The sequence below is a fragment of the Prosthecobacter sp. GW821-HT29F12 genome (assembly GCF_058803405.1).
In genome coordinates, this window is the sequence record NZ_CM179517.1 from 1,821,045 (window position 1) to 1,835,974 (window position 14,930).

Annotated in this window: 14 protein-coding genes; 3 read left to right on the forward strand and 11 right to left on the reverse strand. The window is 62.3% G+C overall.

Annotated features, from left to right (window positions below; genetic code table 11):
• Positions 1–86 precede the first annotated feature (86 nt).
• From AC3RLQ_RS07680 to AC3RLQ_RS07705, 6 genes are all read right to left on the reverse strand, one after another.
• Positions 87–2,603: an alpha/beta hydrolase fold domain-containing protein gene (locus AC3RLQ_RS07680; RefSeq protein ID WP_493035865.1), complete on the reverse strand. Its 2,517-nt coding sequence runs from the start codon at positions 2,601–2,603 to the stop codon at positions 87–89.
• Between the two features lie 73 nt (positions 2,604–2,676).
• Positions 2,677–3,861 carry a hypothetical protein gene (locus AC3RLQ_RS07685; RefSeq protein WP_493035867.1) on the reverse strand — a complete coding sequence of 395 codons (1,185 nt, stop codon included), beginning with the start codon at positions 3,859–3,861 and terminating at the stop codon, positions 2,677–2,679.
• Complete coding sequence (locus AC3RLQ_RS07690; RefSeq protein WP_493035869.1) at positions 3,858–4,595, reverse strand: phytanoyl-CoA dioxygenase family protein; 738 nt, start codon at positions 4,593–4,595, stop codon at positions 3,858–3,860. Before AC3RLQ_RS07690 ends, AC3RLQ_RS07685 begins: the two co-directional genes overlap by 4 nt.
• On the reverse strand, positions 4,592–5,443 hold the full coding sequence (locus AC3RLQ_RS07695) for an aldo/keto reductase (protein ID WP_493035871.1): 852 nt from the start codon (positions 5,441–5,443) through the stop codon (positions 4,592–4,594). The genes AC3RLQ_RS07690 and AC3RLQ_RS07695 overlap by 4 nt, the downstream gene beginning before the upstream one ends.
• Positions 5,440–6,732: a phosphopyruvate hydratase gene (eno, locus tag AC3RLQ_RS07700; RefSeq protein ID WP_493035873.1), complete on the reverse strand. Its 1,293-nt coding sequence runs from the start codon at positions 6,730–6,732 to the stop codon at positions 5,440–5,442. Before eno ends, AC3RLQ_RS07695 begins: the two co-directional genes overlap by 4 nt.
• Complete coding sequence (locus AC3RLQ_RS07705) at positions 6,729–7,679, reverse strand: phosphotransferase family protein (protein ID WP_493035875.1); 951 nt, start codon at positions 7,677–7,679, stop codon at positions 6,729–6,731. Before AC3RLQ_RS07705 ends, eno begins: the two co-directional genes overlap by 4 nt.
• 156 nt (positions 7,680–7,835) lie before the next feature.
• Between AC3RLQ_RS07705 and AC3RLQ_RS07710 the strand changes: the two genes are divergently transcribed.
• Both AC3RLQ_RS07710 and AC3RLQ_RS07715 read left to right on the forward strand, forming a co-directional pair.
• A complete protein-coding gene (locus AC3RLQ_RS07710) occupies positions 7,836–8,105 on the forward strand; it encodes an addiction module protein (protein WP_493035877.1) in 270 nt (89 codons plus the stop codon).
• Positions 8,102–8,437, forward strand: a complete 336-nt coding sequence (locus AC3RLQ_RS07715) for a type II toxin-antitoxin system RelE/ParE family toxin (protein ID WP_493035879.1) — start codon at positions 8,102–8,104, stop codon at positions 8,435–8,437. The genes AC3RLQ_RS07710 and AC3RLQ_RS07715 overlap by 4 nt, the downstream gene beginning before the upstream one ends.
• Positions 8,438–8,457: 20 nt before the next feature.
• Here AC3RLQ_RS07715 and AC3RLQ_RS07720 read toward each other — a convergent pair whose 3' ends face one another.
• Genes AC3RLQ_RS07720 through AC3RLQ_RS07740 form a run of 5 tightly spaced genes read right to left on the reverse strand, consistent with a single transcriptional unit; the run spans position 8,458 to position 13,772 of the window.
• Positions 8,458–9,828, reverse strand: a complete 1,371-nt coding sequence (locus tag AC3RLQ_RS07720; RefSeq protein ID WP_493035881.1) for a hypothetical protein — start codon at positions 9,826–9,828, stop codon at positions 8,458–8,460.
• A 28-nt stretch (positions 9,829–9,856) separates the two neighbouring features.
• Positions 9,857–10,672, reverse strand: a complete 816-nt coding sequence (locus AC3RLQ_RS07725) for an HpcH/HpaI aldolase family protein (RefSeq protein WP_493035883.1) — start codon at positions 10,670–10,672, stop codon at positions 9,857–9,859.
• A gap of 9 nt (positions 10,673–10,681) precedes the next feature.
• Entirely contained in the window at positions 10,682–11,884 is a 1,203-nt protein-coding gene (locus AC3RLQ_RS07730) for an SGNH/GDSL hydrolase family protein (RefSeq protein WP_493035885.1), read from the reverse strand.
• Positions 11,885–11,891: 7 nt separating this feature from the next.
• A complete protein-coding gene (locus AC3RLQ_RS07735; RefSeq protein ID WP_493035887.1) occupies positions 11,892–12,995 on the reverse strand; it encodes a sialidase family protein in 1,104 nt (367 codons plus the stop codon).
• A 15-nt stretch (positions 12,996–13,010) separates the two neighbouring features.
• Complete coding sequence (locus AC3RLQ_RS07740; RefSeq protein WP_493035889.1) at positions 13,011–13,772, reverse strand: RraA family protein; 762 nt, start codon at positions 13,770–13,772, stop codon at positions 13,011–13,013.
• Between AC3RLQ_RS07740 and AC3RLQ_RS07745 the strand changes: the two genes are divergently transcribed.
• Entirely contained in the window at positions 13,771–14,925 is a 1,155-nt protein-coding gene (locus AC3RLQ_RS07745; RefSeq protein WP_493035891.1) for a substrate-binding domain-containing protein, read from the forward strand. The two genes, AC3RLQ_RS07740 and AC3RLQ_RS07745, sit on opposite strands and share 2 nt — an antisense overlap.
• The last annotated feature ends 5 nt before the right edge of the window (positions 14,926–14,930 follow it).

Consider the following 14,930-nt stretch of genomic DNA (forward strand, 5'->3'; position numbering starts at 1 on the left):
CCCCTCACCCGGCCTCTCCCCGAAGGATGCCCAGAGCTATGATGTCCAGGACGGGGAGAGGGGATTTGCGCTGGATGGCTTTGAGACTAGTTGCCATGGTTGGTCGGCTTGAGGTGTTGCAGCAGGAGATCCTGCATGGTGGTGGCGGGTTTGCCATCCTGTGGATAGTGCACCTCACAGGGCACGCCGAGGGGCTGCAGTGTTTCTTGCAGCATGAGGGCATGCAGGACGCTGTGGCTGGGATCGGTCTGTGGCTGGCCTTTGACGGGTGGCTTGTCGTCCTTGGTGTAAAGGATGTAGGCGGGTGGATCGTCGGCGCTGGCGTGGGCGATGGGTGACCAGAGGGGGATGTCTGCGAGGTGCTGTGCGCGGTTCGCGAGGAAGAGCGGGAAGGTTTCTTTGCGCGACTTATTGAGCGGGTAGCCGAAGGCGTGCGCGCCGTATTCGCTGTTGGGGATCCATTCGATGAGCTGCTGTGGATCAAACGAAGCCTGCGGGGCTTTGGTGGCGGTGAAGAGGAGGCGGGTGGATTCGCGGGCGATGGGATCGGCGCTTTGCGGATCGGCCATGTCAGCGTGCATGGCGAGCCAGAGAGAGGAGCAGCCACCGGCGCTGACTCCGCTGGCGGCGATGCGTGTTTTATCAAGATGCCACTCCTCCGATTTTGAGCGGAGGAACTGCAAAGCGCGCGCGGCATCTTGCAGGGGCCATTGGAGCGGTGGTGTGACTTTGGCAGCATTCGCATCCATGAGGAAGCGGTAGTTGATGGAGGCGAAGGAGATGCCGGCAGCGAGGAAGGCACGCACATCGAGATGCTGATGGATGTCCGTCTTGTCCTGCGCATTCCAACCGCCGCCGTGGATGTAGAATACGAGCGGGGTGGGGTGGGGTGATTTTGCGAGCCACACATCCATCGTCTGGCGGAAATGGGTGCCGTAGGGCATGTCGGTGAAGGTTGCGGGGGTGGCATCGAGTTTTGCGGTGGCGAATTTTTTCTGCACTTCCGCAGGCGGCATCCAGCCAGTGGGGCGCTGCACATCGGGCGTGTAAGCGCAGGTGATGAAGTAGAGGCCGTGGGCGGGGAGCTTGTGCGGGGGCACGTTTACCTGCACCTGCGTGAAGCCATCGGCGAACCAGCTTTCGTAGCCGTCGGTGGCATCTGTCTTTAACACGGCACCATTGAGGCGCACTTCGAGTTGTTTGGGCGCGGGATAGGGCAGGCGCAGGCGGAAGCCGATGCCGTGGGTGAATTGGGCGTCGGTCTTGGCGGCGAGGAGTTGCTCTGGAGTTTGCTCCATGGCGACTTTGAGTTCGGGGCCGGCTTTGATGAAGCCCTCGACCTCGGTGGCGGAGTCGCCGAGGAGGGAACGGAAGTCGTTGCTGGCGATGGCGTGCTTGGCTGCTGCGGTGGTGGCGACGACGAAGGTCTCGCGGCCTACGGTTTGCGGATAGAGAAAGCCGAGGGCGAAGTCGCTCTGCTGATTCCACAGCTCCACGCGGCTGGTGCGGCGTGCGGAGGCTGTGGTGCCATACGCGGTGACGTAGTGGCCGACGAAGTGGCGCAGGCGGTTCACGGGATAGCCGGGGGATTTTTCATCCAGCCAAGCGCCATTGCCGATGCGCATGAGGCCCTGCATGCGGGCGACGAGGCTCTGCTCCCAGGCGACTTCCTGCGTGAGCAGCATGGTGTGGTATTTGGCGTAGCCGTAGTGCGCGGAGTAAAACATGGGCATGCCGTGCCAGAGCTTGCGCCCCAAGGGTGCGAGCTCGGGGCCCCAGAAGGTGCGCTGGGCATCTGCCTCGAAGCGATCCGAGGGGAACCCTGCTGAGCGTCCGGCATCGATCATGGCCTCTGTGACGCGCCAGTCCCAGGGGCGCAGGGCGTAGTTTGAATAAGCGCCGCCGGTGACCTCCGTCATGATCTGGCCGTGATACATGCGGCGTGAGCCGAGCTGAGCGGGAGCGTATTCCTGGAGGCCTGTGCCGTGGAGGTCGGCGTGAACTTCGGGCTGGTAGTCGTCGATGACGGAGAGCACGGCGGTGAGTTCGGGGGCGTCCTCGGGCTTGGTGAGGGTGAGGGTCTTTACATCCCAGAGTTTGCCGATGCGGCCGCCGCCGGTGTAGGGATCGACGCCGTGCTCGTTGCGGAAGCGGTCGGTGTAAAACATGGCCAGCGGATTCACGCAGGGCATCACGAGGATGATCTGCTTGCGCCGCGTTTCTATGGCCAGCGGATCATCGCTGAGGCACCATTCGGCGAAGGCGAGTGCGCCCGTGGTGCCGGTGCGCTCCGGGCCGCTGTGCAGGGTGGTGATGAGGCAGATTTGCTTGTCGGCGGCGGGGACCGTGGAGTCGGTGATTTTTAGCAGATACACGGGCATGTTCTGACCGCTGATGCCGCGTGATTCGAGCGACATGGCCTTGGGGAACTTTTGCCGCCAGTGGGTCAGTGTTCCCACGTATTCCTCCCAGGTGAGGCGGTGCATGGGCGGATAGGCCTGCTGCGTCAGCTTCGCGTTGCCGTCAGCAGAAGCTGAAGGCTCCTGCCCAGCCGCAGGGAGCAGAAGGGCAAGCCCGCCGAGAATGCAGAAAAAAAGCCTCATGAGCAGAGTATGAATTCGCAGCCCTCCACCACCAGTGCAAGCATCTGGTCCTTTGATCATACCAGGCGGCCTTTCAGGGCTTGAAGTCTTTCGGCACGAGCTTCATCAGTTCATGGAGATCAGCGCCAACTGAGCCGCCCCCTTCAGGAAAGGATTTGCCGTTGATGAGGCAGTTTTCCCAGGTGGCGGCGCCGGCGACTGTGATGTCCATGTTTTCGAAGGTGCAGTGCTTTGCCTCCAGCACGGCCCGCAGGGCGACGCTGCCGGTGCGGGGCTCTGCAAGGCGGCGAATGAAGACGTTCTTCATCTGCATCCGGCAGTCGCCGGTTGTGCGGCCTGTGATGGAGAGCGGGTTCTGCGCCATCGAGAGCACGAGTGCATTGGCAAGGGTGTAGCGGCCTTCGTCAAGGAAGAAGAGATCGAAGCCGATGTTTTTTGCAAGGAAGACGTTTTTATAGCTGGTCTGCGCGGTGCCGGTATCGGTGATGCCGGTGCTGTTGCCGATGCTGACAAAGCCATCGACGCGATACTGAGCGGATTCATGCGCGCTGATGCCATCGTCTCCGCATTCGATGGCGGCGATGTTTTCAAAGATCACGTCGCGGCAGTCGCCATGGATGTTGAAGCCGTCGTTGTAGGGATGGGTGGCGGTGAGGTTCTTGATGACGAGGTGGGCATTGTCGCCGCTGAACTGCACGCCGGCACTGCGCAGGGGAGCAAAGATTTGGGCATCGGCGAGTTTCTGACCTGCTGGTAGTTTGAGGTAGAAGCTGCCATAGATCTGCCTGGATGGCGGCTTCTCGCGTGAGGGGTCTTTGACGAAGGTCCATTCACCGGGCTGGAGTTCTTCAGGTTTCTTGAGCGGTGCGCTGCGGCCTTTGGAGGTGCGGCCCATGTGGTTCATCTGCCCGTTCCATAGAAAGAACCAGCGGCCGATGATGGCGTCGTCATTGCGGGCGATGAGATGGTCATTGGCGAAGAGGCCGGGCGACACCTCAGTCCACTGCGCGGGGTCGAGAGGATCGCTGCCTTCCAAGGTCGCGCCATGACCATCGAGCGTGATGGGTTTGCCGGGTTCGCCTTTCTTGGCGTAGAAGCCGGCATAGTCGCGATACACCTTGGGTTCGAGATGGATGACGTCTCCGGGTTGCGCGGCTTTGATGGCCTGCGCGATGGTGGGCGCGTCTTTGCCGACGTGGATGTCACGCGCGGCGGCAGATGCGGCGATCAGGAGCAGGAAGAGGAGACTGGTTTTCATGCAGGTGGTGTCAGGGCGGCGGCGGCGGAGTAGGCGGCTTTCAACGTGGGATCGGTCTGCGTGTGGCTGCCGCGATAGACGAGCAGCAGGCCGAGGCGGGAGTGGTCGGTGGTGTTGGGTGCGGAGTGGTGGATCGTTTCGCACTGATGGATGGTAGCATCTCCGGGAGCGAGCAGGCCGCAGAATTGTTCGCTCAACGGCATGGGAGATGGAGTGGCCATGCCGATGCTGTTGCCGCGCACGCCGCTGGGTTTGGTGGGCTGCATGCCGTCCTTGTGCGAGCCTCTGACGAAGAAGACCGGACCGTTTGCCTCGGTGACAGCATCGATGGCAATCCAGACGGTGAGCATGTCCGGTGGAGACTGGCAGAAGTAGGCGTTGTCTTGGTGATAGGGCACGCCGGAGCCGATGCGGGCGGGCTTGCTGAAGGTCTCGACACCGACGAGCACGGGCTCGCCATGGACCAGCGGAGCGACGAGTGAGCGGATGTCCGCGCGTTCGCCGAGCTGGCGGAACCACTCGTTGTATTTTTCGAGACGCCAGAGATTGCGCACGGTCTTCTCATCCTTTTCGAAGGTGCGGGCATCGACGGGCTGCGCGGCGAGGTCATCGCGGATGTAGCGCTCCAGTTCGGCGCGCACGGCGGCGACTTCGTCAGCGGTGAGGAGCTGGCGGACGAGCACGACGCCGTCTCGCTCATAGTCTTCGAGGATCTGGGTGGAGTTTGTTTTCATGCGGTGAGTTCGGCAAAGAGTGCGGGGTCATCGAGGTCGAGCGCGGCGAAGGCCTGGTCGAGATGCGCGGGTGTGCGGCCGCCGACGAGCACGGAGGCGACGCCCGGCTGATGCAGCGCCCAGGCGAGGGCCAGATGCGCCTGCGAGTGACCGGTGCGTGCGGAGACGGCTTCGAGTGTGGCAAGACGGCGATACGAACCGCTGTGAAAATAGACATCCTGATGCCCGGGCACGAGATCGAAACGCGAGCCGCTTTGCACGCCGTGCTGATGCTTGCCCGTGAGAAACCCGGCCCCCAGCGGGCTGTAGGTGACAAGGGCGATGCCGTGCTCAGCGCAGTGTGCACGCAAGGCATCGCTCACGTCGCTGACCGCGAGGTTGTGATTGTTCTGCAAGACGCTGAAGCGCGGACCTGCAGCGCGCAGTTGATCCAACGTGACATTGCTGAGACCGAGCGCTTTCACTTTGCCGGAGCGCAGGAGTTCATCGAGCGCGGGGCCTGCGGCGAGCACGCTGTCATGCCACTGATGCAAATATAGCAGATCGATTTGATCGACGCCAAGCCGCTGCATGCTGGCACTGATGTCGATGCGGTCATATGGCGGGAGAATCTTGGTGGCGATGGTGATGCCATGCGGGCGACGGGAGGCCAGCCAGCGGCCGAGGATGCTTTCCGAAGCGCCCTGGCCGTAGACTGCTGCGGTGTCGAACAAACGAACGCCACGCGCGAGAGCGTGGTCAAGCAGCACGCAGGAGGCTGCCTCGTCGATCTCGCGACCCAGCGTCACGCAGCCGAGACCGATCTGGCTGACCGGCAATGCAGCAGGCGTGATGGCGGCGAGTTTCATGGAAGCTGGATGCCTGCACTGGCAAAAATGCCTGCGCCGATGAAGCGGGCGCGTGAGCCGAGCAGGCGCTGGATGCGGAGGACTTCGTTCCACTTCGCCATGCGCTCGCTGCGGCTGAAGGAGCCGACTTTGAGCTGACCCGCATTGGTGGCCACGGCAAGATGGGCGATGAAGGAGTCCTCGGTTTCGCCGGAGCGCGCTGAGACGACGGGCAGCCAGCCGACAGCCTGCGTGCGGTGAATGGCGGCGATGGTTTCGGTGACGGTGCCGATCTGATTGAGCTTGATGAGGACGGCGTTGGCGGTGCTGGAGGCGATGCCGCGCTCGATGCGTTCGAGGTTGGTGGTGAAGAGGTCATCGCCGATGAGCTGGCAGCGATGACCGATGGCCTCGCGCACGATCTGCCAGCCCGCCCAGTCGTCTTCGGCCATGGGGTCTTCGATGGAGACGATGGGATATTTATCGACCCACTCGATCATGAGCGCGGCGAACTGCTCGGAGGTGAAGCGGCGCTGTTCGAGGCCGAGCGTGTAGTGCCCGTCATGAAACAAATCCGTGGCGGCGATGTCAAGCGAGATGCCGACCTCCTGCCCGGGGGTGTAGCCCGCGCGTTCGATGGAGGCCATGAGGGCATCGAAGACGTCTTCATTGCGGTCAAACATGGGCCAGTAGCCGCCTTCGTCCGCCACACCGGCGAGGAGGCCGCGCTCGCGCATGACATCGGCGGCGGCGTGGAAAACATTGGCGGTGACTTCGAGAGTCTCCTCATAGGTCTGCGCGGTGAGCGCCATGATCATGAAGTCCTGGATGTCGATGCGGCCCTGCGCGTGCTTGCCCCCGCCGAAGATCTGGATCTCGGGCAGCGGCAGCAGAGTCCCCTGCCCCGCTCCGAGGGATTCAAACAATGGGATGCGTTTCGCATTTGCCGCCGCCTGTGCCACGGCCATGCTGGTGCCGAGAATGGCATTGGCACCGAGGCGTGATTTCCCGAGTGTGCCGTCGAGCGCGATAAGGGCGGCGTCCAGCCCCGCTTGATCAAAGACATCGCGCCCGAGGGTGGTGCTGGCGATTTCTCCTTTCACATGAGACACGGCCTTGAACACTGATTTGCCACGGAAGCGGCTTTTGTCGCCATCGCGCAATTCCAGCGCTTCATGGTGGCCGGTGGAGGCGCCTGAGGGCACCAGACCATGGCCTGTCGTGCCATCTTCCAATGTGGCGATGACCTCCACGGTGGGGTTGCCGCGGCTGTCGAAGATTTGCAGGGCGTCGAGAGAGGAGATTTTCATGCGTGCGCAGCCCAGGCTGCCGTGAGAGTGGCAAGCGAGGGCGGTTGAGATAAATGGGAGAGAACGAAACGTGTGACGAGGTCGCGTTGTTCTGCGGAAAGATACTCGGCGGGTGATTTTCCATGCACGCGGGCGGGGAGCAGGCAGAGGAGGAGCTTCACGGTGTTCGTTTCAATATCGTGACCGCAGGCGGAAGTGTAGGCGGACCAAAAGGCGGGCACGAGCTGAAGGGCCTGCGGGTTGAGGAGGGCCTTCAGGTGCAGATGGGTGAGCATGAAGGCGGCATCAAAGGCGGGATCGCCAAACCATGCGCATTCTGCATCGAGCACGATGAGGCGATGCGGGCCGACGAGGAGGTTTTTGGGGCTGTAGTCTCCATGCACGAGGGCGAGCTTGGTTTCCGCCAGTCGTGCGGCCTCTGCGCGGAGCACGGCAGCGGCTGCTGGCACGCGCTCGGCGGTGGTCAGCAGGTAGGGGTGGATGCGCAGGGCTTGGAAATTCGGCAGGGTGTCAAAGCGATCGCGTGCGACGGGATCATTCCATGAAGCGGCATGAAGACGACCGAGGACATCGCCTGCGAGCCTTGCGGTCTCGGTTTCAAAGTGACCTGCCAGCAGCAGAGACTTCCAGTTTTGCAGTTCATCGCCGAGGTATTCCATGGCGAACCAGCCAGCGCCACCGCCGAGGATGCGCGGCACGGCGTCGGGCATGAGGGGCGAGACGTATTCAAAGAAGGACTGCTCCACGCGATTGCGCGAGACATCGACAAACCAGTCATCCTTGACTCGCAGCTTTTCCAAGGCCGCCTTGACCACGAGGCGTTGCGTGGAGGATTCCACCAGCACGATGTCGCTGGAGACACCGCCGGTGAGAGGGGTGACGCGGAGGTCGGTGCCGTGGATCAAGCCGGCGGATTGCAGGCGTGGCAGAAGGTCCTCGGTGGTCATGCTGGAAAAGAAGTCAGTCAATAAGAGCGGCACAGGAATACGGACATGAAAGGTGATTATTCCAGCGTTGAGCGGTCGAAGAGAAGCTAATTAATTCCAGGCAGACGTATTGATTAGCCTCCTCGACAAAATCCACTCTTTGACTACAATCCAGTCATGGCCGTCACCATTGAACACATCAAACAGGAAATCCGCAGCCTCGCCCCCGAAGACGTGGATCATCTGCTGCGTGACCTTCAGCAGGAATACGTCATGCCTTCGCCGGATGAAGACGATGCAGCCGCAGTGGAGGCCGAGTGGGACGCGGAGATCGACCGCCGTGTGCAGGAGATTGAGGAGGGGAAAGTGGAATTGATATCCTATGCCGAACTTCGAAAAGGAACGGATGAACTCTTTGCAGAGCTTGGCATCAAGCGCCCGGCATGAGCATCGATCCGCAAATTCATCCTGCGGCACGCGAAGAACTCTATGAGACCATACGCCACTACGCAGTCATTGACGGTGAAGGCCAGGGAGAATTAGCCCTGGCGTTCGAATTCACCTTCTACCATTACGCGGATGCCATCATCGACAACCCGCTGCTTTACAACATCCGCCGCAGCAATACCCGTCGCGTCAATCTCACACCTCGTTTTGGAGAGCACTACATCGCTTACATGATATGGCGGGAAAAGGTCGTTATACTCGCCGTCGCCCACGCGAAACGACGCCCTTTTTACTGGCGCAAGCGTATCGGTGAAGCCAAGAAGCTGTTCTAAACTTTTGGGCAATACATGCGTCAGGGTTTTTTGCCCAAAAGCTGCTGCATCGCTGAAGTCAGCACCTGCTCCACTTCGGGGGCGACGTTGGAGGAGGTGGGGCCGGTTTCGTAGCCGCCTTCGGGATAGGCTGCGGCGGTGCCGATGTAGCCGGGGCCGTAGTTGCCGTAGGCGGCCATCATGACGTGGAGATCGGGACGCATGGCTTTGGCAGCGAGCTGGTATTCGACGAAGAGTTCGCCGGGGAGGTGCAGCATGCGTGAGTCGCCCACCTGGAGGCAGGTGATGTCGATCTCGTGTCCGGCTTTGCTGCGGCGCACGAATGCAAGCTGATCGGCGAAGGAGATGTAGCCTTTGGCTTCGGTGGCTTTGAGCTTGGCGATCAGATCTTCTTCGTTGAGCCGGGGTGAGAGGGGCAGCTTCACGGGAACATTGGCCCAGCCGATGTCTGCGGTTGTGAGCGGCAGCTTCGTGGTCTTGTCATAGGCTTCGCGCATTCCGGCGGCGAGACGGGTGGCGAGGATGACGCGATTGCTTTGCGCGCCGTCGTTGTATTTCCCTGCTGCGACGTTGCCACCGGCGCCGTTGAAGTGGACATGCAGCGCGGCATTCACATCCTGCCCGCGAATGAAGCGTGCGATGCCGGGGAAGTCCGGGCTGGGAATACCGAGGCGGTAGTAGCTCTGCGGATGGCAGGCGTAGGCGCTGAGAACGGCGATGGGTTTGTCGCCGTTCCAAAAGCTGAGCAGGGAGACGACGGGATCGATGAGGCCTTCGGGCAGGGAGATGAGGCCTTCGATTTTGCAGGCGCTGCCGCGCATGCGGCCCACCTTTCCTTCTGGGGTGCGCTCGACACGGCGGTTTGAGGCGACTTCTTTGACCACGGCCTCGCCGTAGCCGTAATGGGTGGCGGGCTGAGCATTGGGCAAGGCTGCGCGAATGGCATCCGCTGCGCGCTGGATGACCTGGCGATGAAAGGTGCCTTCAAAGCGGGTGTAGCCTTTCACATCGAGTTCCTTGATGAGCTTCTCCGCTGTGAAGTCACAACCGGGGGCATCATGCTGATGCAGCGTGTGCACGGCCACTCGACCCGGCACGGTGCCCGCCGCCTCTGCGAGCGCAGAGCGAAAGGCATCATGCCCTTCATTGGCGATGCCGATCCAATCCACCGCGCAGAGTACGATGGGCTGCCCGCCACCCAGAATGACGATGCCACGGCAGCGGAGGGTGAGATCATCCACGCGCTTCACCGGATCATAGGCCATCGCGGCACCGAGCGGCGGTGTAGCATCCACATCGAAGGTGGCGATGCGCACAGCCTCGGCGGCGTGTGCGGTATTCCACAAACAGATGGGCGAAAGGAGAAACGCGAGAACGAGGAGGGCTTTCATGATGACGAGATGAATCAAACGCGCCTCGTCAATAGGTCTTGCCCGTGGGAATGGCGGTCTGCGCAGAGATTTCACTGAGCACGCTGTCAAAGTCGGCAGCGCAGGCGCTGAGATGGGCGTGCAGCGCGCCGAATTCGCTGCCGAGCACGACGAACTGCGCGCCGAGTTCGATGATGGTTTTTGCATCTGCGGCGGAGCCCACGGGACGACCCCAGGTCTTGCCGTGTTTGCGGCAGGCGGCGGCGATTTGCTTTTGCACATCGAGCATGACGGGATCATTCACCGCAGGCGTGCAGCCGAGGCGCAGGGACATGTCTCCGGGGCCGAGGAAGAGGATGTCCACGCCGGGCACTGCGGCGATCTCTTCGGCGTTGGCGAGAGCGGCGGGGGTTTCGATCTGCACGGTGAGGAAGGTCTCGCGGTTGGCCTGCTCGATGTAGTCGTCGGGCTTGCCGATCCAGTAGTCCGCATCGCGGCCACCGCCGCAGAAGCCGCGATCGCCGAGGGGTGGGAATTTGATGGCATTGATCAAGGCGCGGGCTTCATCCGCACTGCCGACGTGGGGGATCATCAACCCGGCGGCGCCGTCTTCGAGGAGGCGGTAGAGGCTGTTTTTTTCTTTGGTGATTGGACGCCAGACGCAGTCGATGTCTGCGGCGTGATGGCGGCCCAGCATGGTTTCGGCTTCACGCGGATCCCACACGCGGTGCTCGGCATCGAGCCAGATGCCGTCGTATTTGAAATGTGCGGCGATGGCCGGGAAGAAGGCGATGGGCGAGCCGGTGCAGCAGATGCGGGCGACCTGGCCGGCACGGATTTTGGCGAGGACTTTGGAGCGTCTCATAAAAAGGGGTCAGGGTTGATTTTGGGAGAGCCAGGTGGAGAGGAGTTCGAGCAGCGGCGTGGTGTCGCCGCTGCGGCGTGTGATCATGGAGAGGTCCTGGGCTTGGATGAGGCGCCGGGCGAATGCCTCATGGCGGCTTTCTTCCTGGCTGAGCACCGGCTTTGCCACCGATGGCAGAGCCACAACCACATCCCACTGCTGCGGGCCAAAGCTGAGTGACCAGTTCATGATCCATGAATAGTCGTGATGAAACTGCAGCGGATCCCGCAAGGGGAGTTCAGCGGGCACGGCAATGAGGACGAGATCCGGCTTCATGCTGCGCACCTTGCGGGCGAAGAGCTCAAGCTGCGCGAGCGTCTGACCTGCAACGGGCCATGGGATGACCTTGACGACGGCAGCGGGATAGAGGCGCTGCAAGGCAGACGTGATAAGGGCGTCATACGGCGGCATGGCGAGCACCTGGAGGGGCTGGCCGGCTTTGAGCGTGGCGAAGGTGTGCGACAGCGGAGACGCGGGTGGCCCGACATCGCGGAGTGAAACGGTGCGGCCGGTGATGGCGTGGGCGATAGTTTCGGCGAAGAGTTTGTGACCTGCCATGTTGGGATGAATGGTGTCGCTGAGGAGGAGATTCCATTCGGAGGCATCGGCGGCGTGCACGGCCTCGAATGCGGCGTAGCAATCGGCCACGACGAGCGTCTCCTCTTTGGCCACGTCACGAATGGCCTGGGTGAATTCGGCGAGACGGGCGGGGGGCCGCTGCGGGGTTTCGACGATGGAGTTCTGCGTGCACAGCACGACTTCGGCCCCGCTTTTCTGGCAGCGGGTGATCATTTCATGAAGGTTCTTTTTGAAGGTGTCCACGGGTGTGCCGACCAGATCGTTCATGCCGAACATGATGGTCACGAGATGGGGCTTGTGCGCGAGTACGTCACGCTCAAGGCGCTTGAGGCCGCCTGTGGTGGTGTCGCCACTGATGCCGGCATTATGCACGCTGATCTGCGCCTGCGGGTGGAGCTGCTGCAGGGCGAGCTGCAGCATTTCGGCATACGCGCGGCGACCACCGCTGTGATAATAGACGCCGGTGATGCTGTCGCCGATGCAGACGATGCGGACGGGTTCCTTGCCTGCGGCGAGCAAGGCTGCGGTTTTGAGCGGTGCTGCGGGAAGCAGGTTTGCGAAACCGAAGCAGAGGAGGAGAATGAGTGTGCGCATGGGCGGTTCAGGGCTGCTTCAGCCAGTCGAGGGTGATGCGGCGGATGCGCAGGCGGTTAAGCGCGCCCACTTTGCTGTCGCCAGCGCAGTAGCCGATGAGCATGGCATCGTCGACGAAATGGATGGCGGTGTAGTGATAGAGGCCGTCGGGATCATTCTCGATGAGCTTGCGCCTGGGCCAGGTCTTGCCGCCGTCGGTGGAGATGGCTGCCACGAAGGGATTGCGCTTCTTGGGAGGGAACGGGAACATGCCAGAGTGGTCGTTGTAGATGGCCAGCAGGTCGCTGCTGCCGGGCAGGCGCTTGATGCTGGCGGGGCCGTTCGGAGATTTCATTTCCGTGGGCACCGGCGGAGAGAAGGTTTTGCCCGCGTCGGTGGAGTACATGCCATACTGCGCGCCCTGGTCCGTACGGCACCAGGAGAAGAGCGAGCCGTCCGCAAGCTCGACAACGCCCGGCTCCTGCAGGCCGCTGCCGCTGCGCACGGGCATGGCCCACCAGCTGGAGGATTCCGTCCAAGTGGCACCGTCATCATCGGAATAGATCCACATGGCGATGGCGCGTGCGTCCCAGGATTTGCTGGTGTTGGGATCGGTGCCGCGTGAGCGGTGGAAGGCCAGCGGGATGATGATGCGGCCCTTGCTGGTCTGGATGACGCGGTCGTTGTTCATCACGAAGTAACCGGGGGCCTGCTGCACGAGCTTGGGCTCGGTCCAGGTCTCGCCGTCATCCGTGGAGACGCGCATGTGCGGGCGGCAGTCGATCCAGCTGTTTTTGATGCAAAAAAACATGGCGAGCTTGCCGCTGGCAAGGCGCAGGAGGGAGACGCTCATCACATTGTCGCCGCCGGTGTTTTCCACCACGGTGACGGGCGGGCTCCAGGTGCGGCCCTGATCGTCCGAATGAATGCGCACGATGCGGGCGGGGCTCTCATCCCCCGCGCCACCATAGAACTGTGAGTAGCAGAAGATGATGCGGCCGGATGCGAGCGTGGCGAATGAGCCTTCGGAGTTGCGCGGGTTCTCCTTGGTGGGATCGAGATTGAAAGTGATGATACTTTCGGCGTGCGCCATGCAGGCGATGGCGAGACAACAGAGGGCGATGAGTTTCATGATGCTTGCTTGGGTTTACCACTCGCCCTGGCGGGAGAACTGGCTTTTCACGTTGGCGCTGAACTGGGTGATGCCGGCTTCGAGATTGGCGACGAGTTCGTCCGTGCTCAGGCCTGCTGCATTGCGAGCGGCGGGGATGACGGTGGAGCATTCATTGGCGTCCATGAAGCGCGCGGCTTCGAGCAGCTTGGGCTGGTCTTCAGGAGGAATGACCATGAAGCCGTGTTTGTCGGCGTGGATGAGATCATCCGGCTTGACGGTGCGGCCAAAGACTTCAACCTCGCAGCCCCAGCGCACGGGGTGAACGAAGGCGTGGCCGACGCAGAGACGGCGGGCGAGGGCTTTGAAGCCTGCGTTGGTCATTTCATCGAGATCGCGAATGGCACCGTCGGTGATGGTGCCGACGCAGCCGAGGGCACGAAACATGTTGGCGCTGACTTCACCCCAGGCGGAGCCGAGGACGCGGGGTTTGTCGAGGTCCTGGACGACGATGATCTTGGGTCCGGGGACGCTGGCGATGTAGCGGCGGAACTCGGCGCCGGCGTTTGGATTGGTCTGGCGATGTGAGGCGTTCGAGGGCTCGATGACGAGCGTGACGGCGTAGCCGACCATGGGCCCCATCTGCGGCATGAAGTCGCGGGTTTCCTCAATGTTGAAGGCATCGGCACCTGCATTGTGCCGGGTGATCTGCTCCCAGCCGTTGTAGATGGTGGGAGTGTTCCAGCGTTTGAGCTGAAGCAGGTCGCTGTGCGAGAGGTGGCGTGCTTTGGAAGACATGGAACTGAAACAGGCTGCTGAAACGATTTGTCACAACGGCTTGATTCTGGTCTGTTGTCCAAACCAGATGAAGCCCGCGACCTCCTCCAGTCCCAGATTGCCTCAGCGCATCTCTCTTGTCACCCTGACGGCGCAGAGCCTGCGCGAGTCCATGCAGGCCGGGCACTGGCATGGCCATCTGCCGGGGGAGCGGGAGCTGTGCGCACGCCTGCAGGTGAGCCGCCACACGCTGCGCGGCGCGCTGCATGAGCTGGAGCGCGACGGCTTCCTGGAAGTGTCTGACCGACAGCGGCGGCGCATCAAGACGGCGGAGAAACCGAAGAAGGCGGCGCACTCACGGGTGATCGCGCTCATCTCGCCACGGCCGCTGCTGGAGATGTCTCCCTCCACGGTGGTGATGGTGGATGATCTGCGGGATCAGCTTTCGCGCGTGGGGTTCAGCTTTGAGATCCATGTGAGCACCGCATGCTTCACGGCCAAACCGGCGCGTGCGCTGGAGGCGCTGACAACGCGGTCGCCTGCGGCGGCGTGGCTGGTGTTTGGCTCACTGGAGCCGGTGCAGAGCTGGTTCATGCGCCGCCAGCTGCCCTGCCTGGTGGTGGGATCTTGCGCGCCGGAGATCAGCCTGCCGTCCATCGACACCGACTACCGCGCGCTGTGCCGGCATGCGGGCGGCATGCTGTGCGGCAAGGGCCACCGGCACATCGCTTTCGTGCGACCACTGGGAGATTACGGTGGTGACGTGCAGAGCGAGCAAGGACTGCGCGAGGCGCTGGGCGGCAGCCATGCGCCGACGCTGCAGGTGATCCCGCACGATGGCACCGCTGCCAATCTGTGCGCGCTGCTGGACAAGGCGCTGCGCTCGGCCCGGCCACCCACGGCCTATGTGGTGGCGCGGGCGATGCATGTGCTCACGGTGATGATGTTTCTCACGCAGCGCGGCAAACGCGTGCCGCAGGACGTGGCGGTGATCTCACGCGATGATGAAACGTTTCTCCAGCACACGGTGCCGCCCATCACGCGCTACGCGGCGAACACCGGCCAGTTTGCCCGCAGTGTATGCAAGGCCGCACGGCAGTTGGCGGAGTCCGGCTCACTGCCACCAAAGGCGATGCGGCTGATGCCCAAGCTGATCCGGGGGGAGACGGTGTGAATCAT